The organism is Arundinibacter roseus (assembly GCF_004348825.1).
Taxonomy (GTDB): Bacteria; Bacteroidota; Bacteroidia; order Cytophagales; family Spirosomataceae; genus Arundinibacter; species Arundinibacter roseus.
The window spans coordinates 271,505-297,143 of sequence record NZ_SMJU01000004.1; the positions used below are offsets into that span (position 1 = coordinate 271,505).

At 42.6% G+C, this 25,639-nt stretch carries 27 protein-coding genes; 15 read left to right on the top strand and 12 right to left on the bottom strand.

The features are described 5' to 3' along the window. Positions 1-16 precede the first annotated feature (16 nt). Positions 17-1,573, top strand: a complete 1,557-nt coding sequence (locus EZE20_RS07675) for a GH3 family domain-containing protein (RefSeq protein ID WP_132116177.1) — start codon at positions 17-19, stop codon at positions 1,571-1,573. A 33-nt stretch (positions 1,574-1,606) separates the two neighbouring features. On the opposite strand, the gene EZE20_RS07680 is transcribed toward EZE20_RS07675, so the two are convergent. Together EZE20_RS07680 and EZE20_RS07685 are read right to left on the bottom strand one after the other, a co-directional pair. Then, positions 1,607-2,221, bottom strand: a complete 615-nt coding sequence (locus EZE20_RS07680) for a LysE family translocator (protein WP_132116179.1) — start codon at positions 2,219-2,221, stop codon at positions 1,607-1,609. 1 nt (position 2,222) lies between these two features. Beyond that, positions 2,223-2,768, bottom strand: a complete 546-nt coding sequence (locus EZE20_RS07685) for an NUDIX domain-containing protein (RefSeq protein WP_132116181.1) — start codon at positions 2,766-2,768, stop codon at positions 2,223-2,225. A 71-nt stretch (positions 2,769-2,839) separates the two neighbouring features. Here EZE20_RS07685 and EZE20_RS07690 point away from each other — a divergent pair, with 71 nt between their 5' ends. Both EZE20_RS07690 and EZE20_RS07695 read left to right on the top strand, forming a co-directional pair. Further along, positions 2,840-3,847 (top strand): cation diffusion facilitator family transporter, encoded by a 1,008-nt coding sequence (locus EZE20_RS07690; RefSeq protein WP_132116183.1) that lies wholly within the window; start codon positions 2,840-2,842, stop codon positions 3,845-3,847. A gap of 80 nt (positions 3,848-3,927) precedes the next feature. Further along, positions 3,928-4,857, top strand: coding sequence for a sugar phosphate isomerase/epimerase family protein (locus EZE20_RS07695; protein ID WP_132116185.1), 930 nt, complete (start codon positions 3,928-3,930; stop codon positions 4,855-4,857). A gap of 71 nt (positions 4,858-4,928) precedes the next feature. On the opposite strand, the gene EZE20_RS07700 is transcribed toward EZE20_RS07695, so the two are convergent. Genes EZE20_RS07700 through EZE20_RS07710 form a run of 3 tightly spaced genes read right to left on the bottom strand, consistent with a single transcriptional unit; the run spans position 4,929 to position 6,751 of the window. Continuing rightward, entirely contained in the window at positions 4,929-5,636 is a 708-nt protein-coding gene (locus tag EZE20_RS07700; protein ID WP_132116187.1) for an SDR family NAD(P)-dependent oxidoreductase, read from the bottom strand. A 31-nt stretch (positions 5,637-5,667) separates the two neighbouring features. Continuing rightward, positions 5,668-6,372: a GTP cyclohydrolase I FolE gene (gene folE, locus EZE20_RS07705; RefSeq protein WP_132116189.1), complete on the bottom strand. Its 705-nt coding sequence runs from the start codon at positions 6,370-6,372 to the stop codon at positions 5,668-5,670. Continuing rightward, positions 6,329-6,751, bottom strand: coding sequence for a 6-pyruvoyl trahydropterin synthase family protein (locus tag EZE20_RS07710; protein ID WP_132116191.1), 423 nt, complete (start codon positions 6,749-6,751; stop codon positions 6,329-6,331). The genes folE and EZE20_RS07710 overlap by 44 nt, the downstream gene beginning before the upstream one ends. Before the next feature lie 326 nt (positions 6,752-7,077). On the opposite strand from EZE20_RS07710, the gene EZE20_RS07715 reads away from it, so the two are divergent. The 6 genes from EZE20_RS07715 to EZE20_RS07740 all read left to right on the top strand — a co-directional run bounded on the left by EZE20_RS07715 (position 7,078) and on the right by EZE20_RS07740 (position 13,114). Next, positions 7,078-8,430, top strand: coding sequence for a Gfo/Idh/MocA family oxidoreductase (locus tag EZE20_RS07715; protein WP_132116193.1), 1,353 nt, complete (start codon positions 7,078-7,080; stop codon positions 8,428-8,430). 65 nt (positions 8,431-8,495) lie between these two features. Further along, entirely contained in the window at positions 8,496-9,722 is a 1,227-nt protein-coding gene (locus EZE20_RS07720; RefSeq protein ID WP_132116195.1) for a sugar MFS transporter, read from the top strand. 153 nt (positions 9,723-9,875) lie between these two features. Then, positions 9,876-11,882, top strand: coding sequence for a (E)-4-hydroxy-3-methylbut-2-enyl-diphosphate synthase (gene ispG, locus EZE20_RS07725; RefSeq protein WP_132116197.1), 2,007 nt, complete (start codon positions 9,876-9,878; stop codon positions 11,880-11,882). 40 nt (positions 11,883-11,922) lie between these two features. Then, complete coding sequence (locus tag EZE20_RS24375; RefSeq protein ID WP_132116199.1) at positions 11,923-12,111, top strand: DUF6728 family protein; 189 nt, start codon at positions 11,923-11,925, stop codon at positions 12,109-12,111. Further along, entirely contained in the window at positions 12,108-12,458 is a 351-nt protein-coding gene (locus EZE20_RS07735; protein ID WP_132116201.1) for an MmcQ/YjbR family DNA-binding protein, read from the top strand. Before EZE20_RS24375 ends, EZE20_RS07735 begins: the two co-directional genes overlap by 4 nt. A gap of 104 nt (positions 12,459-12,562) precedes the next feature. Continuing rightward, positions 12,563-13,114, top strand: a complete 552-nt coding sequence (locus EZE20_RS07740) for a tetratricopeptide repeat protein (protein WP_132116203.1) — start codon at positions 12,563-12,565, stop codon at positions 13,112-13,114. A gap of 25 nt (positions 13,115-13,139) precedes the next feature. Here the strand turns inward: EZE20_RS07740 and EZE20_RS07745 are convergent, their stop codons facing one another. From EZE20_RS07745 to EZE20_RS07755, 3 genes are read right to left on the bottom strand one after another with little or no spacing between them, the layout of a single operon-like run. Then, positions 13,140-14,405, bottom strand: a complete 1,266-nt coding sequence (locus tag EZE20_RS07745) for a thioredoxin family protein (RefSeq protein WP_132116205.1) — start codon at positions 14,403-14,405, stop codon at positions 13,140-13,142. Positions 14,406-14,444: 39 nt separating this feature from the next. After that, the gene (gene gldC, locus EZE20_RS07750) at positions 14,445-14,786 is read right to left on the bottom strand and encodes a gliding motility protein GldC (protein ID WP_132116207.1); all 342 of its coding nucleotides are present in this window, start codon (positions 14,784-14,786) and stop codon (positions 14,445-14,447) included. A gap of 36 nt (positions 14,787-14,822) precedes the next feature. Continuing rightward, a complete protein-coding gene (locus EZE20_RS07755) occupies positions 14,823-15,551 on the bottom strand; it encodes a DUF4197 domain-containing protein (protein ID WP_132116209.1) in 729 nt (242 codons plus the stop codon). 115 nt (positions 15,552-15,666) lie between these two features. Here EZE20_RS07755 and EZE20_RS07760 point away from each other — a divergent pair, with 115 nt between their 5' ends. The 5 genes from EZE20_RS07760 to EZE20_RS07780 are packed head-to-tail and all read left to right on the top strand — an operon-like array spanning position 15,667 to position 20,846. Next, complete coding sequence (locus tag EZE20_RS07760) at positions 15,667-16,929, top strand: competence/damage-inducible protein A (RefSeq protein WP_132116211.1); 1,263 nt, start codon at positions 15,667-15,669, stop codon at positions 16,927-16,929. 28 nt (positions 16,930-16,957) lie between these two features. Then, complete coding sequence (locus EZE20_RS07765; protein ID WP_132116213.1) at positions 16,958-18,268, top strand: dihydrolipoamide acetyltransferase family protein; 1,311 nt, start codon at positions 16,958-16,960, stop codon at positions 18,266-18,268. After that, on the top strand, positions 18,268-18,801 hold the full coding sequence (locus EZE20_RS07770; protein ID WP_132116490.1) for a 5' nucleotidase, NT5C type: 534 nt from the start codon (positions 18,268-18,270) through the stop codon (positions 18,799-18,801). The genes EZE20_RS07765 and EZE20_RS07770 overlap by 1 nt, the downstream gene beginning before the upstream one ends. Next, entirely contained in the window at positions 18,798-19,475 is a 678-nt protein-coding gene (locus EZE20_RS07775; RefSeq protein WP_132116215.1) for a response regulator, read from the top strand. The genes EZE20_RS07770 and EZE20_RS07775 overlap by 4 nt, the downstream gene beginning before the upstream one ends. A 3-nt stretch (positions 19,476-19,478) precedes the next feature. Further along, positions 19,479-20,846 carry a HAMP domain-containing sensor histidine kinase gene (locus EZE20_RS07780; protein WP_132116217.1) on the top strand — a complete coding sequence of 456 codons (1,368 nt, stop codon included), beginning with the start codon at positions 19,479-19,481 and terminating at the stop codon, positions 20,844-20,846. Positions 20,847-21,097: 251 nt separating this feature from the next. Here EZE20_RS07780 and EZE20_RS07785 read toward each other — a convergent pair whose 3' ends face one another. The 3 genes from EZE20_RS07785 to EZE20_RS07795 form a co-directional block, all read right to left on the bottom strand. Continuing rightward, positions 21,098-21,841, bottom strand: coding sequence for an acyl-CoA desaturase (locus EZE20_RS07785; RefSeq protein ID WP_132116219.1), 744 nt, complete (start codon positions 21,839-21,841; stop codon positions 21,098-21,100). Positions 21,842-21,922: 81 nt separating this feature from the next. Further along, positions 21,923-22,528 carry a DUF4159 domain-containing protein gene (locus tag EZE20_RS07790; RefSeq protein WP_228713641.1) on the bottom strand — a complete coding sequence of 202 codons (606 nt, stop codon included), beginning with the start codon at positions 22,526-22,528 and terminating at the stop codon, positions 21,923-21,925. Between the two features lie 105 nt (positions 22,529-22,633). Continuing rightward, positions 22,634-23,353: an RsmE family RNA methyltransferase gene (locus EZE20_RS07795; protein ID WP_132116223.1), complete on the bottom strand. Its 720-nt coding sequence runs from the start codon at positions 23,351-23,353 to the stop codon at positions 22,634-22,636. Positions 23,354-23,765: 412 nt separating this feature from the next. On the opposite strand from EZE20_RS07795, the gene EZE20_RS07800 reads away from it, so the two are divergent. After that, on the top strand, positions 23,766-24,779 hold the full coding sequence (locus EZE20_RS07800) for a glutamine synthetase beta-grasp domain-containing protein (protein ID WP_132116225.1): 1,014 nt from the start codon (positions 23,766-23,768) through the stop codon (positions 24,777-24,779). A gap of 99 nt (positions 24,780-24,878) precedes the next feature. On the opposite strand, the gene EZE20_RS07805 is transcribed toward EZE20_RS07800, so the two are convergent. Next, positions 24,879-25,439 (bottom strand): hypothetical protein, encoded by a 561-nt coding sequence (locus EZE20_RS07805; RefSeq protein WP_132116227.1) that lies wholly within the window; start codon positions 25,437-25,439, stop codon positions 24,879-24,881. Positions 25,440-25,639 lie beyond the last annotated feature (200 nt).

Consider the following 25,639-nt stretch of genomic DNA (forward strand, 5'->3'; position numbering starts at 1 on the left):
AAGATTATTTTAAGATATGGCAGTAATTGGAAGTTTGTTAAAAAGAGGAATACGTTTTGGAAATCTGCTGGCAAACCGGGCAAAGATTAACCCTCTGAAACAACAGAAAAAAACGCTTTCCAAATTGGTAGCAAAAGCTCGCTATACTGCTTTTGGCGAAACGTATAATTTTGAAGAAATATTAAGCAGTTGCCTGTTTGGTGAACCTCGGGAATTCTACGAAAAATACAAAGCGAACGTTCCGATTTATGACTATAATAAAATTCATGCCGAGTGGTGGAGCCGATTGCTGGAAGGTGAAAAAAATCTAACCTGGCCGGGTCGGGTCAAGTATTTCGCTTTAAGTTCAGGCACTTCTGAGGCTGCTTCCAAGTACATTCCGGTTACGAATGCAATGTCAAAGGCGATGCAAAAAACCAGTATTCGCCAAATCCTGAGCCTGGGGCAGTATAAGGACCTTCCCGATAAGCTCTATGAAAAAGGTTTTTTGATGCTGGGCGGGAGTACCAATTTACGTGAAAAAGGAAATCACTACGAAGGCGATTTGAGCGGCATCAACGCAAGTCAGATTCCATTTTGGTTTAAACCCTACTACAAACCGGGCGAAAAAATTGCGGCTGAGTCAGACTGGGCTCTTAAACTTGAAGAGATTACGTTACAGGCCAAAGATTGGGACATTGGGTTTGTGGTAGGCGTACCGGCATGGATTCAACTTTTGATGGAAAAGATTATTGATCATTATCAGCTTAAAAATATACACGAGATTTGGCCAAACCTGCTGGTTTTCGGCCACGGCGGTGTCTCGTTTGAACCTTATAAAAAAGGATTTGAACGTCTTCTAGGCAAGCCACTCATTTATATTGATACCTACCTGGCTTCCGAAGGTTTTCTGGCGTATCAAACCCGCCCGAGTGCTACGGGCATGCAATTGGTGCTTGACAATGGCATTTTCTTTGAGTTTGTACCATTCAATGAGACCAATTTTAATGCCGATGGAGAAATTAATCCAAATCCCGAAACACTCATGATTGACGAAGTGGAAGAAGGAAAGGAATATGCACTTTTGATTTCTACCTGTGCTGGTGCGTGGCGTTACCTGATCGGTGATACGATCAAATTTGTGGACAAAAAAAATGTAGAAATCATCATCACCGGACGCACAAAACATTTTCTGAGCCTTTGCGGAGAACACCTGTCGATTGACAACATGAATAAAGCAATTGACCTGGTTTCAAAAGAAATCGGAATAACGGTGAAAGAATTTACTGTTGCCGGAGTTTCGCACGAATCTTTGTTTGCGCATCATTGGTACATTGGAAGCGATGAAATAGTTGACAGTTCCAAAATAAAATCACTCATTGACAACAAGTTAAATGAACTCAATGATGATTATGCCGTCGAACGCAAACATGCGCTGAAAGATATTTTCGTAACAGTGCTGCCCAATTCAGCGTTTTATGGCTGGATGGAAGTAAAAGGAAAACTCGGAGGACAGCATAAATTCCCGCGAGTGATGAAGAAAAACCTGATTGAGGATTGGGAAACATATTTGAAATTAAATGGCTATCAATAGCTCAATTATAAATATTTGTGCTTCAAAGCTTTGCTATTTTAAAAATACCGAATAAGCAATCTGAAACGCAATCCCGATAAACACAACTCCTGTAACTTTATTAAAGATTTTTACCGTTCGTGGGGTAAAAATCTTTTTTAGTTTATGAGCCGACAAAGCGATTCCTGATTCTGTAAGAAATATAGTTACGAGGCTTGCTCCAAAAAATAGTATTACCTGATCCAAAGTATAGGCATAATTTGAACGAATGTAGGAGGCAATAGCGACCCAACTGATGAAATTGACTGGGTTTAAACCATTTAACAAAAAACCTGTGGTAAAATAGTATAGCAAATTCCCGAATCTTGTTTTAGGGTAAGCAAGTTTTGGCTGCTGACGAAAGAGATTATTGAGGCCAAGAATCAGAAGAAAAATAATTCCTGCGCCTGCCATCCATTTTTCGAAATTTTCGATATGCGGCAATAGAGTGGTTCCGAAAATAGCAAAAAACACAAAGATGGCATCGCACACCAAAACGCCAAACGCAATTTTGATACCGCTGCGATACCCGTTGTCTACGCTATTTTGAACCAAAGAAAAAAACACAGTCCCGAAGGTAAAGCATAATACAAAGCCGGTGACTGTTCCGTAGAGAATTGGGGACAGCATATTAGATTCCTTTGAGGCGGGCGGCCATTAATATGGCGCTAACAGAAAGCGAATCCGTGATTTCGGACCGCATCACCATGTCAACAGCTTCTGACAAGGGTATTTTTCTAAGTTGCAGTTCTTCGGTTTCCTCAGGTTCCTGTTCAAATTGACTCAACTCTTCTGCAATGTATAAGAACCCTTCCTCATCGGTCGCTGAATTTGAGGTATGAATTCGGGCCAAAAAAGTCCACTTTTCGGCTACCAGTCCCGTTTCTTCTTTTAATTCACGTTTAGCCGCTTCCAGCGGTAATTCATTAAGCGGTCCGCCGCCTTCGGGAATTTCCCAGGAGTACTCATTAAGCGCATAACGGAATTGACCAACGAGATAAATGTTATTTTCCTGATCCAAAGGAAGTACACCGATTGCCTTATTTTTAAAACTAACTACTCCATAAATACCTTCTTTCCCGGCTGGATTCAGGACGTCGCGGTGATGAATCTTTAACCATGGATTTTCGTATACAACTTTATCGGTCAAGGTTTTCCAGTTATTTTCGGTACTCATAGGAGAAGATAGTTAATGAATTTTCTTAATTTAATCTTAGTAACTTTGTTGCAAAAGGAATTCCTTTGAAGATGCAAATAAACCAAAATAAGCGTAAAATTCGTCTGATTCTGCTTTCTTTCCTGATGAGTATTATCTTGTCGGGCATCAAATTTTTTGCTTATTTCCTTACCCACTCCAACGCGATCCTGAGCGATGCGCTCGAATCCATCATCAACATTTTTGCCAGCGGCTTTGCGCTTTACAGCGTCCGGTTGGCGGCTATGCCCAAGGACAGTAACCATCCCTATGGCCACGGCAAGGTAGAATTTTTCTCGGCAGGTTTTGAAGGTGCGCTCATCATCATTGCATCCTTCATCATTGGGTACGGAGCCGTTTTGCGCCTGCTTGATCCGGCACCTTTATCCAATTTGTCCAGCGGTTCGGGGCTTATCGTTCTGACAGTTATCCTTAATACTGCTTTGGGTTTTATTCTAATTCGCGAAGGACGCTCATTAAATTCACTTGCCTTAACCGCCGATGGCAAGCACCTGCTATCCGACAGTATGAGCAGCGTATTGCTCCTGCTAAGTATCGGACTTGTGTTGATTACCGGGAAAGTTTGGATTGATAGCGTGGCTTCACTTGTTTTCGGAGCTTTGATTGCCTACAACGGGTATCAGTTACTTCGTTCATCCGTTGCCGGATTGATGGATGAAAGCGACCTTACCCTGATGAAAAAAGTGGTGGATACCATTGAAACCCATAAAAATGAAAACTGGATTGACGTGCATAATTTACGCGTACAGCAATACGGTTCTGATTTACACGTAGATTGTCACCTTACATTGCCCTACTATTGGCCGTTGCAGCAGGCTCACGATGCAGTTCATGAGTTTGAAGATGCCCTGAAAGCAAGTCATGCCGGTGAAATGGAAATTTTTGTTCATGCCGACCCATGTTTGCCTCAATGCTGTTACTTTTGCCGGGTGAACAATTGCCCGGTACGTCAGCATGATTTCCAGCTGGATTTGGTGTGGGACGTGGAGAATCTGGCAAAAAATCAAAAACTTTTTAATGAAGTAAAGATTTCCACCTGATTCATTCAGACGAAAACTTTAAATTTTATTTTACTTATTCCGTTTTCCCTTATCTTTTTACCTATCATAACCTCTACAACATGTCTCAATCAAGAAGAGATTTTATCAAGAAGCTCGGCCTCGGCGCCATTGCTTCGACAACACTTACAGATTTGCTGGCCGAATCTGCCAAAAAGAAATTATTTTTTGATATTTCACTCGCCGAGTGGTCGTTGCACAAGGCATTGTTTGCCAAGAAAATCACAAACCTGGATTTCCCTGAACTGGCACGGAAAGAATTTGGTATCGAAATCGTAGAATATGTGAATCAGTTTTTTAAGGATAAAGCGCAGGATACGAATTACCTGAACGAACTTCTGAAACGGTGTAAAGACAATGGCATCAAAAACCATTTGATTATGATTGACGGAGAAGGTGGTTTAGGCGAACTAGATAATGCGACCCGTAACAAAGCCGTAGAGAATCACTACAAATGGGTAGAAGCAGCCAAATATCTTGGCTGTAAAACCATCCGCGTCAATGCATTCGGCAAAGGAACTGCGGAAGAAGTAGCAGCAGCGGCTGTGGATGGTCTTGGTAAATTGGGTGAATATGCAGCCAAGGAAAAGATAAATGTGATCGTTGAAAATCACGGCGGCTATTCTTCGGATGGAAAATGGCTGAGCGGAGTGATGAAGCAAGTCGGACAGAAAAACGTCGGAACTTTGCCTGATTTTGGCAACTTCTGCATTGAACGCAAGCCACGTTCGTTTGAATGCGAAAAATCATATGACCGCTACCTCGGCACCAAAGAACTCATGCCTTTTGCCAAAGGGGTTAGTGCCAAGTCATATGATTTTGATGAAAATGGGAATGTCATTGAAACTGATTACCTGCAAATCATGAAAATCGTGAAAGAAAGCGGTTTCAAAGGAATTGTGGGAATTGAATATGAAGGGAGCAAAGTGGACGAATACGAGGGAATCAAGAAAACCAAAGCCTTACTCGAACGCGTAGGCGCTCAGGTGTAAATCCGATTCTATATAAAAATAGCGGAACGTGGCTTCTCCACGTTCCGCTATTTTTATGTTTGTGCAAAAAATTATTTCAATTTTCCCAAACCACCATCCACTCCCAGGACCTGCCCGGTAATCCAGCTCGCTTCGTTACTTAAAAGAAAAACGGCGGCGGAAGCTATATCCTGCGGATCGCCAATGCGGCCCAACGGATGCCGCTTGGCCGATGCTTCACGCTTATCATCTGAGGCCAGCAATTTACCCGCAAGCGGTGTGTCGGTCAGCGACGGGGCCACGACATTAAACCGGATTCCCGAATCGGCGTACTCTGCCGAAAGGGCTACTGACAAACCTTCCAGTGCACTTTTGGACACCGAAACAGAGGCATGAAAACTCAGTCCGGTGGATGCAGCCACGCTGCTAAAAAACACAACGCCAGCTCCCTGCGCCTTTTTAAGCCGATTGATAACAGCCTGCAAAACAAACACTGCGCCTAAGGTATTAATCTGAAAATCATCCGAAAAATCCTTCACACTCAACCGATTAAACGGTTTGAGATTAATCGTTCCGGGACAATAAACCAAACCATCCAATACAGCAGGCAACGAATCAAAGGCCGCAGAATCGGGTTGGGTAGCGTCCCACGGAACAAACGTTACGTCCAAATCAGGTTTGGATCTTCCTGCCACAAATACAATGGCTCCTTCGGCCAGCAAGTGAGTAGCAATGGCGTGGCCAATACCTGTACTTGCCCCAATAATCAGGATATTTTTTTGTTCAAATCGCTTTGACATAACTACTTAGCATTTAGGGATTAGGTAAAAATCACATCCCCAAATAACTCAGGAATTCACGTCTTGTTGCTTCCTTTTCAAATTTACCACCATAGTAGGACGTAATTGTGGAGCTTCCGGTATCCTGCACGCCCCGCGAATGTACGCACATGTGCTGCGCATCAATAACTACGGCCACATCTTCGGTCTTCAAAACTTCCTTCAATTCATTGGCAATTTGAACCGTAAGGCGTTCCTGTACCTGCGGACGTTTGGAATAATGATGCACAATACGGTTCAACTTTGAGAGGCCAATCACTTTTCCACTTGAAATATACGCCACGTGCGCTTTGCCATGAATGGGTACAAAGTGATGTTCACAGTTAGAAAAGACCGTTATGTCTTTCTCCACAAGCATCTGATCGTATTTATATTTATTGTCAAAAAGAGTAATAGACGGTTTATTCTCAGGATTCATACCGCTAAAAATCTCCTTTACGTACATTTTGGCCACGCGTCTCGGTGTACCTTTCAGGCTGTCGTCGGTCAAATCGAGGCCCATAATTTCCATAATATGCCGGAAATGCTTTTCAATTAACTCTATTTTGAGATCATCGTCCATCTCAAACGCATCTACCCGCAAAGGGGTGTCATAGGAAGTAAGGATATGATCGTGCCCGTTTTCGTCCATATTTTCTTCGGAAAAGGAGGTTTCAGCCATGGGTTGGGTATTCAACAAAATTCCGTTCGGTTTCATAGAGTCGTATTTTCAAATCTAAATTGGTACTAATTTCTTTTCTTAACAAATTGTAAATGACAATAGCGATGTTCTCGGCAGACGGATTTAAATCCTTAAACTCCTCTGTATCAAGATTTAAATTTTTATGATCAAATTTGTCGGTTATATGTTCGCGGATCAAATCGCCCAGAACTTTCATATCAAACACATAGCCTGTTTCCGGATCAACCTCTCCCGTTAACTGAACAATCAGATCGTAATTGTGGCCGTGGTAGTTGTAATTATTACACTTGCCATACACACGTTCGTTCTTATCATCAGACCAATTTGGATTGTGAAGGCGATGCGCAGCATTAAAATGTTCCTTTCGAAACACTGATACCCGTGGTAAAATCATGGATCAATTGATTGAATAGAATAAATGGCTTAAATGTCGTTACAAAGTTTGTGTACAACACATTCGAGGCCTTCGTATCCGTACGTTGCAGACACGTTGGTATATAAATGCACAGTATTAACGGGTGGAGGGAAAGTTTTGTTCAGGCATTTAAGTAAAAGATTAAACAAAACAGTCAATTTTCCCTGACCCTATTCCTTAAATCCTTACTGGTTAAGCAGTTAGAGTTTCACTTTTTTCGGGGATGAATTATTAATAAAAAAAATTAATATTCAGGCAATAACTACTATTTTGCGGGTTCTAATCTCTGATCCTTTTCTGCCCGAATGAACCGAAGAAACTTTCTCCAAAAAGCAAGTCTTGCAACCTCCGCCGGAGCTGTTTTGCCATCCCTGAAATTTAAAAACCCGGTCGTCGCCGACAAAGTTCGTTTGGGCTTTATCGGGGTGGGTATGCGGGGCCGCAATCACGTCGAACAGGCCCTTTACCGCTCCGATGTAGAAATCACGGCAATCTGCGACATTGATCCGCTTTCCGTGCAGGAAACACTCTCCATGATAAGCAAAGCTGGCAGAAAAGCTCCTGCCGTCTACTCTACCGGGAATGAAGATTTTCTGAATATGGTGAAGCGCGACGACCTCGACGGTATTGTGATTGCAACCCCCTGGGAGTGGCACGTGCCAATGGCCGTAGCATCCATGAAAGCCGGAAAATATACAGCCGTGGAAGTTTCGGCAACCGTTACGCTGGAAGAATCCTGGGAACTTGTCGATACCTTTGAAGAAACGGGCTCGCACTGCATGATTCTTGAAAATGTTTGTTACCGCCGCGACGTAATGGCCGTTTTGAACATGATCCGTAAAGGAATGTTTGGGGAAATGATCTATACGCATTGCGGCTATCAGCACGATTTGCGTGAGGTAAAATTCAATAACGGAACACAAGCGTACGGCGGCGGTGTCGAATTTGGCCCAAAGGGTTTTTCGGAAGCAAAATGGCGAACCCAGCATTCCATTGATCGGAATGGAGATATTTATCCAACGCACGGCCTTGGCCCCGTTGCGCATTGGCTGGACATCAATCGGGGCAATCGTTTTACGTATCTGACTTCTACGGCCACCAAAGCACGAGGTTTACATAATCACATTGTCGCCGAAGGCGGGCCCGACCATCCGAATGCGCAGGTAAAATTCAAACTTGGTGATGTCATTACGACGGTCATTCAGTGTATCAATGGTGAAAATATCGTCCTAATTCATGATACTAATTTACCACGCCCCTATTCTTTGGGCTTTCGTGCACAGGGTACCGAGGGGGTTTGGATGGATGATGGCGATGTGATTTACCTGCAAAAAGAAACCCAAAAGAAACATTCCTGGGAGCCTGCCGCTCCGTACCTCACCGAGCACGATCATCCACTTTGGAAAAATTTTGAAAAAGATGCCGAAAGTGCCGGCCACGGCGGCATCGACTATTTTGTCATTCGAGGATTTATTGAAGCCATCAAACGCAAAACCCCTCCCCCAATCGACGTTTATGATGCAGCCGTATGGAGTGCGATCAGCCCGCTTTCGGAGCAGTCTATTGCCCGGGGAAGTTCTCCTGTCGAAATCCCGGATTTTACCCGTGGCAAATGGAAAACCAACAAACGAATTTTTGGGCTTAATGATCAGTTTTAATTAACGTATTTTACTCATAATCATCACCTTTTACTCTTCCTAACCAAATTAATCTAAATTATACAATGACTCAAAAGAAAGAAAATTACCTGGGCCCACTCGTCATTATTGGTGTTCTTTTTTTTATTCTAGGCTTTGTTACCTGGGTAAATGGCACGCTCATCACCTTTTTCAAAAAGGCATTCAATCTTGATAATGCGACTTCGTACCTTGTTACGTTTGCCTTCTTTATATCGTATACCTTGATGGCGATCCCGTCATCGGTGGTTTTAAAAAAGGTAGGTTTCAAAAATGGCATGTCTGTTGGTCTACTGGTGATGGCCGTAGGTACAATCATTTTTATTCCTGCTGCCAAAATGGCGTCTTATTCGTTATTCCTCGTAGGTCTTTTTGGCATTGGAATTGGCCTTACAATCCTGCAAACGGCGATTAATCCGTATGTAACAATCCTAGGTCCCCGCGAAAGTGCTGCCGCTCGAATCAGTTTCATGGGTATTGCCAATAAAGGCGCAGGCATTATCAGTCAGGTAGTATTTGGTGGTCTTTTGCTTGCAGGAACCACCAACACAACACAGGCCGAAGAATTGGATAAAGTCGTGGGACCATACCTTACGCTTACGGCTATTTTGGTAGGTTTGGCTTTATTGATCCGAATGACCAAAGGACTACCGGAAGTTGAAGAGGAAGAAGAGGAAATTATTACCACCGGCGACACGCTTTCCGTTTCAAAAACCAGTATTTTTCAATTTCCCAACCTGATTTTGGGAGTTATTTCGCTGTTTTGCTACGTAGGAGTCGAGGTAATTGCCGGAGACACAATCATCAGCTACGGAGTTTCACTGGGCTTTCCCGAAGAAGATGCCCGGCTCTTTGGCACCTACACGCTTGTAGCCATGATGGTTGGCTATGTGATGGGTATCGTCCTGATTCCCAAGTTTGTATCTCAGCAAGTTTGGTTAAAGTATTCAGCACTATTTGGAATTCTCATTACCCTAATTGCCATCTTCACGACCGGATTTACCTCCGTACTTTGCATTGCCCTGCTCGGATTATCCCATGCCATTATGTGGGGGGCGATATGGCCGTTGGCGATTGACGGACTAGGCAAATTTATCAAAACCGGTGCCGCGCTACTGATTATGGGTATTTCGGGAGGCGCAATTTTGCCACTCGTCTATGGCTGGCTGGCTGATTCTATCGGAAGTACTCAGCAAGCTTACGTTATGATGGTTCCGCTTTATTTGTTTGTGTATTACTACTCAGTTGCGGGTTATAAAAAACGTTCCTGGTAAGTATAGGGCATCAACTAATCAGAAGGTATACCTCATAAAATTTGAGCGACACGGACTGAACAATTGATTTCTTCGGATTGTTTGTAGGATAAAGGATTACGAATGCGGTATTTTTGCCGAGTATTCGTAATCCTGTTCCAATACAATTTCTGCATGAAAGCCAATCCTATCATTTCTGAAACTGAAAATTTACGGCTGTATAGCCCCTCTCTGACCGAATATATTCGCCGAAAAACTATTTCCGTGCACATTGGCGACTTGCCGATGGGCTCCGAGTATCCGATTCGGGTGCAATCCATGACCACCGTAGATACAATGAATACGCTGGGATCGGTGGAAGAAGTCATTCGAATGGTAGAATCCGGTTGTGAATACATCCGAATTACGGCTCCAAGCGTCAAGGAAGCGCAGAATCTGGAAAATATTAAAAAAGAACTTCACCAAAGAGGAATTAAAATACCGCTCATTGCGGACATTCATTTTACTCCCAACGCGGCTGAGCTCGCCGCCCGCATCGTAGAAAAAGTTCGGATTAACCCCGGTAACTATGCCGACCGAAAGCGATTTGAAACCATTGATTATACCGACGATTCTTACGCAGCCGAACTGGAACGCATCCGCGAGAAATTTATTCCGTTAATCAAAATCTGCAAAGAATACGGTACTGCCATGCGAATTGGCACCAACCACGGCTCACTTTCCGACCGAATTTTAAGCCGCTACGGAGATACACCCGTCGGTATGGTTGAATCAGCGCTGGAATTTTTGCGCATATGTGAGGAATTGAACTACTACAATATTGTCCTTTCGATGAAGTCAAGCAATACACAGGTGATGGTAGAAGCCTACCGATTACTTGTTCAGCGGCTTGACGAAGAAGGACTCAAACCCTATCCCCTGCATCTGGGAGTTACCGAAGCCGGGGAAGCCGAAGATGGCCGGATCAAATCTGCAGTTGGAATTGGAACACTTTTGGAAGATGGCCTGGGCGATACCGTCCGGGTTTCACTTACCGAGGCCCCCGAAAACGAAGCCCCGGTGGCTCGTGCGCTGATCAATCGCTACACCAATCGAGCGCCACATGCGCCTATCGAACCGTTAAAAATTCTGCCAATAAACCCTTTTCAATACCATCGGCGCGAAACGCAGGAAACGTATAATTTCGGTGGAGTTAACGTACCGCGTGTCATTGCAGATTACTCAAACATTACCGTAGAATCCCACGAAGATTTGCGCAGTGTCGGGCATTTTTTTCTGCCTGTTCCTGACAAATGGCGCATGAACGATCAGGGAGTAGATTTTATTTATTCCGGCAAAAAAACGATTCCATTTATGCTGCCCAATGGTTTAAAGGAAATCGTTGATTTTTCAGCGTGGGTAAATCTGGAAGATCAGATTCATAAGTTTCCTTTATTTACAGTCAATGAATTCTTACAGGCTTCTCATCATCCTCTGCTAAATTTTGTAGAAGGAACTCGCGAAGAATTTACGGAGTCATTTTTGAATCAGATTCAGAAAATGACTCATGTAATTTTAGTTGTAAAAACGGAGAATAAGCACGCAATGCCTGACATGCGCCGCTTTTTCTTTACACTTCTTGAAAAGTACTGCAATGTTCCGGTGTTGATCAAACGAAACTACCCGGCTGGTTCACAAACGCTAACACTCGATGCAGCGACAGATGTGGGTGGATTACTGATTGATGGTTTCGGGGATGGAATTTGGCTGTGTCCCGAATTTGATGAAGCTGCCACAAAAGCGAACCGTCTGGGAGCTGCATCGGAATTCAACTCCATTGCCTTCGGAATTTTGCAGGCAGCGCGCACGCGTATGTCAAAAACAGAATACATCTCTTGCCCGTCCTGTGGACGTACGTTGTTTGATTTACAGGAAACTACGGCTATGATTCGCAAACATACCGAACACCTCAAAGGATTGAAAATCGGAATCATGGGTTGCATCGTGAATGGTCCCGGTGAAATGGCAGATGCGGACTATGGCTACGTGGGCATGGGAAAAGATAAAATTGCGCTCTATCGCGGGCAGCAGGTGGTTAAACGTTCGGTTTCGGCAGAAAAGGCAGTGACTGAACTTATTGAATTAATCCGGGAAGACGGACGCTGGATCGAACCTGAATCCGTCGAGTTGGTACAAGCCTGATGTTTAACTAAATGTTTTAAATAATATAAATTTTGTAACAATGAGTAATTTAAAAAACTATTTCCAACTAGGCGATGTGTTCAGTTACTTCATCCGGGTTTTCAAAAAACCTTCATCTGACGCACCCAACTCGTTCAGTTTGCGCATGATGCACGGCATCAACCGTATTTCAATTGTCATGTTTCTATTTTGTGTAGTAGTAATGATTATTAGAGCGATCATGCGATGAACCTGGAACAGCTCCGTGACTATTGTTTGAGTTTGCCGGGAACCTCAGAAGATTTTCCATTCGGCGAAGAAACGCTGGTGTTTCGTGTCAAAGGCAAAATCTTTCTTTTGACGCCCGTTGATAGCGAGCAACGCCGCTTTAATGTAAAATGCGATCCGGAGAAAGCAATTGAACTTCGGGAAGAGTATCCGAGCGTTAAGCCAGGCTACCACATGAGCAAAAAACACTGGAACACGATTTTGGACGAAGGCAAGGTTCCGGACTCCCTTTTAAAAACCTGGATTAAGGATTCCTACGACCTGATTGTGGAAAGCTTGCCCGCCAAAGCCCGGGCTGAACTCCGTTAAGTTTTCGTTCGGCGTTTAGGCAAATCTTCTAATTTAAACATAATCAACCGCTTACTACAAAAAAAACTCATTGACCAACAGCCCAATCCAATTTTTGCCTGTATATGGAAATTTCCCTGCTTGTATTGTTATTTATACCTTATCTGATCATTAAATATTATTTGACTGATCACGAAACGAAGGCAGAAAAAGATCTGAAACGGTTTGAAGAAGGGGTTTCATTGGTGAAGAACGGGAACTATGAAGAAGCTTTTGCATTTTTTGATCAAATGGTAAAAGCAAATCCTAAATCAGCCGTAGCCTATGCATTGCGGGGAAAATGCAACCTGCACGATGAGAATTACTACTCGGCACTTTACGATTTTTCCCAGGCGCTGAGTTTTGACAATACCCTTGCCGACTGCTATTTAGACAAAGGTAAGGCACATATGGCCGTGCTGGAATTTAAAGAAGCTTTTCGTGAATTTGACAAGGCCGTTTGGTTTTTCAGGAATGTAAATCCTGACGCTTTACGGTTACGTGGGATGGCTCGTTTGCGGATGCATCAGTTTGTTCAATCCGAGCGGGATTTTCAACGCGCCATGGAGCTAGGCGATGAGGACGCCCGGGTGATTCTTTCCCAAGCGCCCTTTAATCATACGTTTGTTGTCAAATAACGACAAATTATCTAACCATTAGTTCTCAAATCGTACGTAGGAACGTATCAATTTTTCCGGTTTCTGCCTTGGCATTTCGCGCAATAGTAAGCGCTTGATCTGCCATTTTTTTCGCCTCGGCAATGTTGTTGGCTCGTTTTTGGGCCACAGCCATTGAATAATACAGGTCAGCTTCTTCTGCTGAATTTTTGGTAATTAAAGTCAATGCATTTTCAAACCATTTTTGGGCAGAAGCCACATAGCTCGCATCCGGGCATTTGTCATTAAAAAACTGTAACAAGTACGCATAATCAGTCGCCTTCATTTGAACTTGCGTAAGGTGCGTATTCACGTGGGCAACTGCTTTCCCCGGCGCCTTTTCTCTAAAATAGGCATTGATAAGGGGAAGAAGAATTCTATTTTTGGCAACCTGAGGATGAATTTCTGCGGCAATCAGGTAATCTCTGATTTCCAGAACTTTTGCACTGTTGTACTGCGCACCAAAGCTGCTGTACAACGAAGACATGACTAGATTTTCGGCTACATTTTTAACCCGCGTGGGGTCAATTGTTTTTCTGAATTGCGGTAAATTTTTGATAAAGTACTGCCCCATCGGATTGTACACATCCATGAGTAGTTTTTCGATAGCCAGAAAATTTGTTTCCGAGCCATAACTACTTACGGGCTGCTGTTGGGCATAAATCTCCATTGCTTTGCGATTCATAACTGTATCCATTGTAACCTTACTAAACATAGCGAAATCAATCAGGAATTGCGTATTCTTTTCTCCTTCTTCAAACCGCTTTTTCATGGAGCCTGAGCGCAGTTGAGGATTTTGCGCCAATTGCCCCTGTTCGATCAGCTTCTGAGCATCAGCTTCGATCATTCCCAAATGCGTCAAATTCTGGTTTTGATCAAAATACAAAAGCAAAGGCAACGAAGGAACAAAGATCTTTCGCGCCAGCACAAAGCTCTGAAATTCAGGAGAGTTGACCTCTATTTTGTAATTCAGGAAATTGGTATTGTAAAAATCTCTTACCTGCTTTTCCTTAAAAATTGGGATGAAACTTTGGCAAACGTGGCACGATTCGGAGTAAATCTCCACAAATACAGGCTTGTTTTGTGCACGTGCGGCTGCAAATGCCTTGTCGACATTGTTGGCATAAAAAATAACGCCTTCCTGCGTCACCGGCACCAGGTCTGTGGCAGCAACTGCGGCACTATTCCCCTCATTTTGAGTAGACTGTTCCTTTTTTTTAGCGCAGGAAAATAAGGTAAATGTAAAGAATAACAGGTAAGCGATTCTAGTCATGAAATTTCAGGTTAAGGAGTAAAACCAATTATAATACAACTATTGAGCCGATTTTATCTCCTCTTCGAGTGCCTTGCTGAGCTGCTGACACAACCCCTCAATACTATCGGCCATTTTTTTGTCATTTGTAGCCGTAAGCAGCGTATCTGCAATACCACTCATGATTTCAATGTAAAAGCGTTTCATGTCAAAGACCTCCATATCTTTGGTCCAAAGGTCAATTTTGAGCGTTCCGCGGTGATAATGATCCCACACGGCCACGGCAATTGCCCGGGTATCGTTTATACCTTCGTTTGGATTGTCGGTAGCATTCCAGAATATTTTGTCAGGAACGTTCTGATTATCAAGCTCTATCGAAAAATTAATTTCTGATTTTTTCATTAAAGTAGGTTTAATTAATTTGTACAAAAGTACGCACTAAGGCTTCGCCTGACCAAATACCCGGCGCAAAATATCATTTATACGTGCAGCGGGGTCCTGCCGGATTTTCTTTTCTTCCTGAGCAATCAGCACAAACAACCCGTCCATTGCTTTTTGGGTAGCATATTGCTTCAAATCCGGATTTACTTTTTGTACAAGTGGAATTTTGTTGTAGGTATTTACAAGATCTGCATAGTATTTAGTAGCCTGATTCAAATTCAGGGTACTATCTACAACCGGAAAAAACGTCTGATACAACTCGTCGTTGGTGGTTCGACGGAGATATTCGGTAGCTGCGGTTTCGTCGCCTTTTAAAATTCCAACTGCATCCGTAATTGTCATGGATGTAATGGCCGAAACAAAAATTGGCTTAGAACGCTTGGCAGCATCTTCGGCCGCCCGGTTGAGCGACATTACAAACCGATCTACTTCATTGCCCAAACCAATCTGCCGCAGTCTTTCTTCTACCCGCCGGGCATCCGGCGGAAAAAGAATTTTGATGAATTCATTTTTCAAATAACCATCAGTTTGCGAAGCCTGCTCAGAACCATTGCTGATTCCGACTTTCAAAGCCTCCTTCAACCCCATGGCAATTTCATTTTCTGATAAAGCGCCACCCTGTGTCTGAATTTTTTCGAGTGCTTTGCCCAATTTTGTTTTATTAAACTGAGCCTGTGACGAACATCCTGTTATCAAAAACAGAATTGACACAATAAACCATTTCATAGTCATAATTTTGGATTTTAGTGTAAACGGGAACTACCCTTCAAACGTAATCATTACCGATAAATTTTACGTATTTTTGGGACAAATAGCCGCATTTAATTTGAGTTGGACCAGTATGAGTGATCTGATTAAAGCTGAAATAATGACCATTGGTGATGAAATCCTGTTTGGCCAAATCACCGATACCAACACCCAATGGATAGGTACCGAACTCACAAGACTGGGCATCCGGCCGATACGTAAAACCTCCGTAGGCGATCAGACTGCTGATATTTTGTCTGCCATTGGTGAAGCTCTTTTACGTGCCGATGTCCTGATTATTACGGGTGGTTTGGGCCCCACCAAGGATGATATAACCAAGAAAACCCTTTGCGAGTTTTTTGATACGACCCTTGAAATCAATGAAGTGGCACTTTCATTAATTACCGATTTTTTTACAAAAAGAGGTCGCGAAATGACGGAGTTAAACCGGCAACAAGCCGCACTTCCCAAGGTTTGTACCTACCTGCAAAATGATTGGGGAACGGCCCCGGGCATGTGGTTTGAAAAAGACGGTAAAATTATCGTTTCATTGCCCGGTGTACCTTTTGAAATGAAAGCGTTGATGACCCACCGGGTTTTGCCAGCTTTGAAAGCCTATTTCAATCCACCGCTCATTATTCATAAAATAATAAAAACCATCGGAATTGGGGAATCCTTTCTTGCCGAAACAATTGAAAGTTGGGAAGACAGTTTACCATTGCACATAAAACTGGCGTATCTGCCACATTTTGGGCAGGTTCGACTGCGGCTGACTGCAAGCGGTACTAATGCAGACCAACTGAATCAGGATCTTGAAGAAGAGGTTACTCGGGTGCTACCGCTAATTAGTCAATATGTGTATGGATACGATGCAGAAGAACTTGAAAGTCTTATTGGTAGCATGCTTATAAAGGAACAAGCTACGCTGAGTATCGCCGAAAGCTGTACGGGCGGGTTTGTTTCTCAGAAAATTACGAGTGTTTCTGGTTCGTCGCGGTATTTTGAAGGCTCAGTGATTAGTTACAGTAATGCGGTGAAGATGGAAAGCCTGGGTGTCTCGGAGTCGGATTTGATTCAATACGGGGCTGTAAGTGAACAAACCGTAAAAGCGATGGCAGAAGGAGTCCGCAAAAAACTGAATACTACCTACGGTTTGGCAACAAGCGGGATTGCCGGGCCCGATGGTGGAACCCCCGAAAAACCTGTTGGCACGGTTTGGATTGCCTGTGCTACGCCGGAGTTTACAACCGCCCGGCTATTGAAACTTTCCAATCACCGCAGTGTTAATATCGAACTGGCGTCGGCTTATGTTCTTGATTTATTACGAAAAAGCATTCTTCAAACGGCACATGCCTGAAAATGCTCCTCAAACTATATAGCCTATTATGAAAGTTGTTGAGATGGTCATGCCCCAAATGGGCGAAAGCATCATGGAATGTACAGTGTTGAGCTGGCTGAAAAACCCAGGTGATTTGGTGGAGGCAGACGATTCTATTCTGGAAGTTGCTACGGATAAAGTGGATACCGAAGTTCCCTCCCCTTTTTCGGGCACGTTGGTGGAAACTCTGGTAAAAGAGGGCGATGTCGTAGCGATTGGCGCTGTGGTTGCCCGAATAGAAGTTCAGAATGATGCGGGTACAGCTATTGATTCAAAAGGAACTGAACCCGAACCAATGCCTATTTCTGAACCTGAAACGATGATTCCTTCGTTTGGTTTGCCTTCGCTTTCTACCTCAATGGAAGTAGATTCCGGTAAAGATTTAGAAGGAAATGCAGATTCAAACAATGGATTTTTTAGTCCGTTGGTATTGAGTATTGCCAAAGAAGAAGGAATTGATAAGGAGGAGCTTAACCGGATTTCTGGAACTGGGGCCGAAAGTCGAGTGACCAAAAAAGATGTATTAAACTATATTGCCCAACGAAAAGCACCTGCTCAGGCGATTTCTGAAACTCAGCCTTCTACTCCCAAAAAAGTAAAAGCAGGATCGGTAGAAATTGTAGAAATGGATCGCATGCGCCGTATGATTGCGCAGCGAATGCTTGATTCCAAAAACATCTCGGCACATGTCACTTCATTCATTGAAACCGACATGACGACTATCGTTCAGTGGAGAAACGCAATAAAAAATGATTTCAGGAAACAAAACGGTGATTCAATTACCTTCACGCCTATCCTGATTGAAGCTGTTGTAAAGGCAATTAAAGAATATCCGCTCATCAATGTTTCAGTAGAAGGAGAATCGCTACTCCTTAAAAAAGATATTAATATCGGAATGGCAGTAGCGCTGCCCGATGGCAACCTGATTGTACCCGTAATTCATCAGGCAGATCAGTACAACCTGATTGGTTTGGCAAAAAAAGTAAACGAACTGGCCCGAAGGGCACGTGAAAATAAACTCAAAGCGGACGACCTGGCTGGCGGTACATACACCATCTCGAACATCGGAACTTTCGGAAACCTGATGGGGACACCCATTATTGTGCAGCCACAGGTAGCGATTATGGCTTTTGGAGCCATTGAAAAAAAGCCCTCTGTTATAGAAACCCCTCAGGGTGATTTATTGGGAATTCGCCACAAAATGTTCATATCGCATTCGTATGACCACCGGGTGGTAGATGGTTCACTTGGGGGAATGTTTTTGAAAAGGGTTTCAGATCACCTGCAAAATTTTGACCCTAAACGACCCATAGTTTGATGGTGCGAATTACCCTGGATATGGACGATGTTCTGGCAGATACCTACGGTAAACTCGTAGATTTTGCCCTGACTGATTTTAACACCTACCACAGCCGGGAAGATTTTTACACGAAATCACTCAAAGAGTTGCTGCATCCCAGGCAGTATAAAAAACTGCTGACCCGAATGCAGCAGCCTGGTTTTTTTAAAGATTTGGCTTTAAAAACCGACGCTAAACCCGTGGTGCAAAACCTTTCCAACTATTACGAGCTATTCATTGTGTCAACAGCGATGGATTTTCCACACTCTTTTTCGGAAAAATTCACCTGGATACAAACTCATTTTCCAACATTTCCTAAAAAAAACATTGTTTTTTGTGGGGACAAAAGCATTCTCACTACTGATTATCTGATTGATAATCAACCCCATACACCCATAAAATTCACAGGAAAGCATATTCATTTTTGCACACCTGCAACACGCACAACCAACACAGCACCGCGCGTTGCCAATTGGGCCGAAATTGCCGATTTATTTTTACCTGCCCTATGAAACTACTACTGATTGAAGATGAACCCAAAACGGTACAATCGCTCAAACAAGGGCTGGAAGAGAATGGCTATTTGGTAGATGTGGCCTATGATGGCCTGATAGGAAAACAACTCGTTTTGCGCAATCAATACAGCCTGATTATCAGTGATATTATCGTACCCGGTCTCAATGGCATCGAACTTTGTCGGGAATTGCGGAACATGGGCAATCAAACGCCCATTCTGATGCTGACTGCCCTGGGCACAACCGATGACAAAGTAGTTGGTTTTGATGCAGGAGCTGATGACTATCTCGTTAAACCGTTTGAATTCAAGGAGTTGCTCGCTCGGGTACGTGCGCTTACGAAGCGCGGCGGCACAATGACTCAGACTTCTACGATTCTTCGTTTTGCGGATTTAGAGGTAAATCTTGATGCTAAAACCGTATTTCGTTCGCAAAAGAAAATTGAACTTACCGCCCGTGAGTTTAATCTTTTGCTTTATCTGATTCGGAATCAGGGTCGGGTGGTTTCCAAAGCTGAAATTGCAGAACAGGTATGGGAAATTGATTTTGATACGGGTACCAACATTATTGAGGTTTATGTAAATTATTTGCGTAAAAAAATTGATAAGGATTTTGATACCCGACTCATCCACACTCAATTTGGAATGGGTTATGTACTTAAAAATGAGTAACTTATGCAGATCCGCTCACGTTTGACTATACAGTTTACGCTTCTCGTGAGTGGTATTTTGTTTGTGTCTTTTGTGGCTATCTACTATTTTACCTACATCTACACGATAGAAGATTTTTATAGCCGATTAAAATCAAAAGCAATTTCAACGGCAGAGTTGTTACTAAAAGTACAACAAATAGATACTGAGCTTCTTAGACTATTTGATCGCTCCAATCGCGACCTGATTTTCAATTCCAACATTCTGATTTTTGACGAACGAAACCGGCTCATTTACACCAACACGGATTCGGCGATCATTCATATAAGTAACTATTGGTTGGATGAAATTCGTCGATCCGATCAAATTTTCTATAAAGATGGCGATTATAACGTAGTTGGAATCTACTATAAATACCCTTTCAATAAGGCCGTCGTAGTGATGGGTGCGCCTGACTTATATGGCAAAGCCAACCTCAATAACCTTCGAACGCTGCTAATTATCATTTTTGTGTTCATAACCACTATTGTCGCTTTTGCCGGTTGGATTTTTTCAAAACGAGCACTTTTGCCAATCTCGAAGGTTATGAATGAGGTAGAGGGAATGCTGCCTCAAAAGCTGGATACCCGGCTGGAAGTCCCCAATCAACAGGACGAAATCGGGCGGCTGACGGCTACTTTCAACAAGTTATTGGATCGGATTGAAAATGCCTTTCGAATTCAGAAGACATTTGTCGCCAATGTTTCGCACGAATTAAAAAATCCTTTGACCAAAATCAGCTCGCAGCTGGAAGTAAGTCTGCTGAATGAACGGGAAAAAGAAGAGTATAAATCTACGATTCGGTCAGTATTGGAAGATATTAAAGAACTGTCGCAGTTGTCAAATTCCTTACTGGAACTGGCCAAAGTAAGTGAAAATCAGCGCGAAATGCTTACTGACCGAGTTCGGCTCGACGAGATTTTGTGGGATGTACGAACCAACATTGGTCAGGCAAATAAAGCCTATAAAGTTCAGTACCTCATTCATGAACTGCCGGAAGACGATACGTGGCTGGAAATAATCGGTAATCCTACGTTGCTGAAAACTGCTTTTTTTAATTTAATGGAAAATGCATGTAAATTTTCCGGGGACGGCAGTGTGGTGGTTCAGTTGTTTGCCAATAAAAAAAGCATCATTATTGAGTTTATTGATTCTGGCAAAGGAATTTCACCGGAAGAGCAGGCAATGGTTTTTCAGCCCTTTTATCGCGGAATCAATACAGCTAATGTCAAAGGGTCAGGTATTGGGCTCTCGCTCGTGGAACGAATCATTAAACTTCATAACGGAACCATTCAGATTAAGGATAACATCCCGCACGGTTCTAAATTTGTGTTAGAATTTTTTCATTTCTAAGCAAATTCTAATTTCATTTTAACTCCATTCTAAGTACTGCATACGTATTTTGTATCAGAGGCTAACGCCTAAACCCCTAACTGAATTTACGAAGTGATTGATAGATATTGATTTTTCATTTTTTGTGGTGTTAATATCCAAACTTGGCAGGTGTAACTCACACCTGCCAAAGTTTTTTATGGACCTATCCCAAAAAACAAGCGGTCATCCTGAATCAGGATGACCGCTTGTTTTAAAACGTATTGGAGCAATTATTTCTTTCTAAATTCAATAATCTTCATTTTCGCCAATAGTTTAATCACCGGATAGGTAGGATCAAACTCAAACCATTTGGAACCAAAGTTCAGAGAATTGGGACGCTTGTGATGATTGTTCTGAAACAATTCTCCCATCATCAGGAAGTCAATGATTAAGGAATTTTTTGATTTATCCTGATTATCAAAATTCTGATAGCCATACTTATGCCCGCTCCAATTGACAATTGCACCATGAATTGGCCCCATCAAAAAGTGAATCGGTAAAAGGAAGAAAAAGGCCCAATGCATATCAAGATACAAGTAAGCCACAATATAAAAAGCGACGTAAAGCATCACCCATCCAATTCGAGAAAGCCATGAATCGCCAAGTTTTTCAATAAAATTCCATTCGGGATAATTTCGCTCAAATCGGGTTTCGATTGCGCGCTTGCGACTCAAAACAGCATTGTAAATATCCTTGGTTTCCCACATCATAGTAAAGACGTTTTTGGTATGATGCGGCGAATGCGGATCTTTTTCGGTATCGCTAAATGCATGATGCATCCGGTGAAGTATAGCATAAGCCCGTGGACTGAGGTAAGATGAGCCTTGCGAAAGATAAGTTAGCAAGTAAAAAAAACGTTCCCAGAATTTGTTCATCTGGAACATCTTATGCGCCGAGTAACGGTGTAAAAAAAACGTCTGACAGAAAAGCGAAAGGTACCAATGTCCGACAAAAGCAGCAATAACAGCGTACATGAATTAAATTAGTTATAAATAATACAAATAGAAATACAAAAGTACGGCTAACTAAGTTAATGTCAACTTAGCACGCAATTTTCAATAGACGGTGGTACAATAACTCAGCAAATTGGCACCCATTTGCAGAGCCTGCAACCGCACCGATTCCGGATCATTGTATACACTTTGATCTTCCCAACCATTACCCAAATCACTTTCAAAGGAATAATAACAGATTAATCGGCCTTCATACAGCAATCCAAATCCCTGCGGTGGTTTTTCATCGTGTTGATGAATCTTGGGAAGTCCTTCCTTAAAAATAAATTTCTGGCGATACACCGGATGATCGTAGGGTAATTCGACAAAAGATAATTCTGGAAAAACTTTTTTCATTTCCCGACGAATGAACGGATCTAACCCATAGTTATCGTCGATGTGCAAAAAACCTCCCGCCAATAAATAGTTGCGAAGATTCCGTGCTTCGGAATCGGTAAAGACGACGTTCCCGTGCCCAGTCATGTGCACGAACGGGTATTGAAAAATATCAGTACTGCCAACTTCCACAATATCTTCTTCCGGGAAGATATTCATTTTCAGTTGACTATTACAAAACTTGATAAGATTTGGAAGTGACGTTTTATTGGAATACCAATCTCCGCCGCCACCATATTTTAGCTTGGCAATTTTAAAAGAAGATTGGGACATTCCGGGCAAAGCGCCAGAAATACTCAAAAACACCACTAAAAATATTCTTGTCAACTGCATATACTGATGTACGAATCGTTTAATAAAAATGTTTGATCACCTGACTTATCTTTTATCCAAAACCTGTGCCAAATGCACAGCATGACAAGCCATAACCGCAGCCGTTTCGGTTCGCAGGCGAGTGCTACCCAAAGAAACAGGTTTAAATCCGGCTTCTACTGCCTCTTTGATTTCCGTTGAGCTGAAATCTCCTTCCGGACCAATCAAAACACATACTTCCTGTGCCGCCTGTACCTGATTCAGGAGATGTTCAGGAACGTTATGATCTGTTACGTATGCAATATAACGTTGAGGTTGGTCAACTTGTGCAAGAAAAGCGGGAAAACTACTTTGAATAGATATTTTGGGCAAGAAATACTGTTGCGATTGTTTCATTGCTGAAAGGGCGATTCTGTTCAATCGCTCTAAATTAACGACTCGGTTCAATGTCTCGCGGTGCGTGTGTTCAGATACTACAAACTGAATTTGCAGAACGCCAAGTTCGGTCATTTTTTCGACCATCCACTCATTCCTTTCCGCTTTTCTTGTGGGGCAAATCGCCATATGAACCGCATAGGCTGATTGCTCCATCGAGATACTTTGAACAATATGAAAATCTACGCGATTGGCATCTACCTGCGTAAGCACTGCCTTTGCGAGCCTTCCCTTTCCATCGGTAATTTGAATTTGGTCTCCGAGAGTCAGACGCAAAACCTTGTAACAATGCCGGGCTTCCTCTCCTGTCAGATAAGAAATTGCAAGATCTTCCGAAAAAAATAAATGCATAAAGTTTGACTATTGACTCAATTACCAGACCAAAATTCCGGACGAGTACTATAAAAAATTGGATTAATCTATGAAACCATAAAGATAACGAAAAGCAGTCAGTCACTAAACCTTCATTAGAAATGTCACAAAACTTCGTTTTTCAGAATTCTTGATTTATCAGTGCGGAAAGCCTGCATTTTATACTTAATTTTCACTAAATGAAACTTTTTACCTACAAATACCTCAAATTTAAAACAGAAGCTATACCAAAAGGAAAAGCACATAAAAAACTTGAAATATTACAATAAACATATAAAAGATATGGCAAATTGAATTTTTTGTTAAATAATATTTTATAAAATTAACTATATCCATTATTATTGTAGTGTAGTTTAAAAAAGTATTTAATATTTCTTCTTTTAGTACCATTATGGCAAAAGCTAAACTTGAGTACATTTGGTTGGATGGATATAAGCCAACCCAGAGCCTTCGCAGCAAAACAAAGATTGAAGCTGATTTCAGTGGTAAACTTGAAGACTGCTCCATGTGGTCTTTCGACGGATCTTCTACTGAGCAAGCCCTTGGTGGATCTTCTGACTGTTTGCTGAAACCTGTTTTTATTTGTCCTGATCCTCAGCGCAAAAATGGATATTTGGTTATGTGTGAAGTACTCAATGCTGATGGTACACCGCACGAATCAAACGGACGGGCAACAATTGAAGATGACGATAACGATTTCTGGTTCGGATTTGAGCAGGAATATTTCCTGTGGGATCCTGAAACGAACCGCCCCCTTGGCTTCCCTGCTAACGGCTACCCTGCCCCACAAGGACCGTACTACTGCTCAGTAGGCGCAACCAATGCGTTTGGTCGTGACATCGTAGAAGAACACCTTGATGTGTGTATCGACGCAGGCCTGAACGTAGAAGGGATCAATGCCGAAGTAGCTGCCGGACAATGGGAGTTCCAGATTTTTGCAAAAGGTGCTGCTGATGCAGGTGACCAAATTTGGGTGGCGCGCTACCTGTTGGAAAGAATTGGCGAAAAATACGGATTAGCAATTAACTGGCACTGCAAGCCTCTTGGCGCTACCGACTGGAATGGCTCAGGAATGCACGCCAACTTCTCCAATACAACCTTGCGCACTGCCGGAAGCAAAGAAACTTACGATATTATTTGTAACTCATTTGCGCCTGTTGTTGCTGAACACATCGCTGTGTATGGTGCAGACAATCACCTGCGTTTGACAGGAAAGCATGAAACTCAATCAATCGATCAGTTCAGCTACGGAATTTCCGACCGTGGTGCTTCCATCCGTATTCCTATCGCAACGGTAGAAAGAGGCTGGAAAGGTTGGCTGGAAGATCGACGTCCTAACTCTGCGGCAGACCCCTATAAAGTAGCAGCTCGCATTATTAAGACTGTAAAGACAGCAAAAGTGTAATTTGGAATACTGATAGTAGAAAAGCCTCCGAAATTTTCGGAGGCTTTTTTTGTTGGTCAAAGTCAAAGATTTTAAGCAAAAAAGAAAAAAAATGATTACTTAATCATCATCTTCCTCATCGCTGCTATGAAACGTATAAACGTCCGGATCAAGTTTCAGGCGGTCCGCATTAAAATGCGCAATAAAGTCATCAATTACTTTTACGGTAATTTCTGGCCGATTTAATCCCACTTCGAGGCCGATACCGTATTCAAATTCGGTATCAATTTCTACATGTTCCTGAACCTTTACTTCCTCATTTTCCTCAATTTCCTCAATAAATTCGGTCAAAAGGAGTTCTGCTTCTTCGTCCTGTTCGGGGTCTTCGGGGTAGTCGATGCCACGCTCGTCGGGTGAAATGTAGTCAGGCATTTGTTTTTGGAGACGTTCCAAAGCCAGGTCATACACGAGGGTAGCATGATGGAGCCGGAGGGTGTAAATCAGTGCATCGTACACTACCTCACGGGTGTTGTGATAGCCAATAAACTGAATATGAGCATGTTCGTCATTGCCTTCCTCTTCTTCCTCAAAACCATCCTCAACATAAACAAAATTCTTTCCTTCTGCCCTGCATTCTTTTTTCAATTGGGCAATTTCTGCGGGATCAAATCCGGGATTCATAGTTTTTATTAATTGTGTTAAATATCCTTTACATAGAATAATCAGGACAAAAATACACCCTATTTACCTATAAATAAATAGAATCTTAAAAGCCGTGCCATAGTTTTGCAGGAATCAGACCTTAGCTTCAACTAAAAGACAAGGATGAGATAAAAAACACTCGTAAATCAGGTCAAGAACCAAAAATGCCCGACCTTACG

Bases quoted from the DNA above. Each gene is read 5' to 3' on its own strand.
- EZE20_RS07740 (WP_132116203.1), top strand. From the start codon at position 12,563: ATGGAAATTTCCCTGCTTGTATTGTTATTTATACCTTATCTGATCATT.
- EZE20_RS07710 (WP_132116191.1), bottom strand. From the start codon at position 6,751: ATGATTTTACCACGGGTATCAGTGTTTCGAAAGGAACATTTTAATGCT.
- EZE20_RS07805 (WP_132116227.1), bottom strand. From the start codon at position 25,439: ATGAATCCCGGATTTGATCCCGCAGAAATTGCCCAATTGAAAAAAGAA.
- EZE20_RS07700 (WP_132116187.1), bottom strand. From the start codon at position 5,636: ATGTCAAAGCGATTTGAACAAAAAAATATCCTGATTATTGGGGCAAGT.
- EZE20_RS07765 (WP_132116213.1), top strand. From the start codon at position 16,958: ATGAAAGTTGTTGAGATGGTCATGCCCCAAATGGGCGAAAGCATCATG.
- EZE20_RS07780 (WP_132116217.1), top strand. From the start codon at position 19,479: ATGCAGATCCGCTCACGTTTGACTATACAGTTTACGCTTCTCGTGAGT.
- folE (WP_132116189.1), bottom strand. From the start codon at position 6,372: ATGAAACCGAACGGAATTTTGTTGAATACCCAACCCATGGCTGAAACC.
- EZE20_RS07775 (WP_132116215.1), top strand. From the start codon at position 18,798: ATGAAACTACTACTGATTGAAGATGAACCCAAAACGGTACAATCGCTC.
- EZE20_RS07795 (WP_132116223.1), bottom strand. From the start codon at position 23,353: ATGCATTTATTTTTTTCGGAAGATCTTGCAATTTCTTATCTGACAGGA.
- EZE20_RS07755 (WP_132116209.1), bottom strand. From the start codon at position 15,551: ATGAAATGGTTTATTGTGTCAATTCTGTTTTTGATAACAGGATGTTCG.
- EZE20_RS07685 (WP_132116181.1), bottom strand. From the start codon at position 2,768: ATGAGTACCGAAAATAACTGGAAAACCTTGACCGATAAAGTTGTATAC.
- EZE20_RS07785 (WP_132116219.1), bottom strand. From the start codon at position 21,841: ATGTACGCTGTTATTGCTGCTTTTGTCGGACATTGGTACCTTTCGCTT.
- EZE20_RS24375 (WP_132116199.1), top strand. From the start codon at position 11,923: ATGAGTAATTTAAAAAACTATTTCCAACTAGGCGATGTGTTCAGTTAC.
- EZE20_RS07715 (WP_132116193.1), top strand. From the start codon at position 7,078: ATGAACCGAAGAAACTTTCTCCAAAAAGCAAGTCTTGCAACCTCCGCC.
- EZE20_RS07790 (WP_228713641.1), bottom strand. From the start codon at position 22,528: ATGTCCCAATCTTCTTTTAAAATTGCCAAGCTAAAATATGGTGGCGGC.
- EZE20_RS07800 (WP_132116225.1), top strand. From the start codon at position 23,766: ATGGCAAAAGCTAAACTTGAGTACATTTGGTTGGATGGATATAAGCCA.
- EZE20_RS07760 (WP_132116211.1), top strand. From the start codon at position 15,667: ATGAGTGATCTGATTAAAGCTGAAATAATGACCATTGGTGATGAAATC.
- EZE20_RS07690 (WP_132116183.1), top strand. From the start codon at position 2,840: ATGCAAATAAACCAAAATAAGCGTAAAATTCGTCTGATTCTGCTTTCT.
- EZE20_RS07745 (WP_132116205.1), bottom strand. From the start codon at position 14,405: ATGACTAGAATCGCTTACCTGTTATTCTTTACATTTACCTTATTTTCC.
- EZE20_RS07720 (WP_132116195.1), top strand. From the start codon at position 8,496: ATGACTCAAAAGAAAGAAAATTACCTGGGCCCACTCGTCATTATTGGT.
- EZE20_RS07770 (WP_132116490.1), top strand. From the start codon at position 18,268: ATGGTGCGAATTACCCTGGATATGGACGATGTTCTGGCAGATACCTAC.
- EZE20_RS07695 (WP_132116185.1), top strand. From the start codon at position 3,928: ATGTCTCAATCAAGAAGAGATTTTATCAAGAAGCTCGGCCTCGGCGCC.
- EZE20_RS07680 (WP_132116179.1), bottom strand. From the start codon at position 2,221: ATGCTGTCCCCAATTCTCTACGGAACAGTCACCGGCTTTGTATTATGC.
- EZE20_RS07675 (WP_132116177.1), top strand. From the start codon at position 17: ATGGCAGTAATTGGAAGTTTGTTAAAAAGAGGAATACGTTTTGGAAAT.
- gldC (WP_132116207.1), bottom strand. From the start codon at position 14,786: ATGAAAAAATCAGAAATTAATTTTTCGATAGAGCTTGATAATCAGAAC.
- EZE20_RS07735 (WP_132116201.1), top strand. From the start codon at position 12,108: ATGAACCTGGAACAGCTCCGTGACTATTGTTTGAGTTTGCCGGGAACC.
- ispG (WP_132116197.1), top strand. From the start codon at position 9,876: ATGAAAGCCAATCCTATCATTTCTGAAACTGAAAATTTACGGCTGTAT.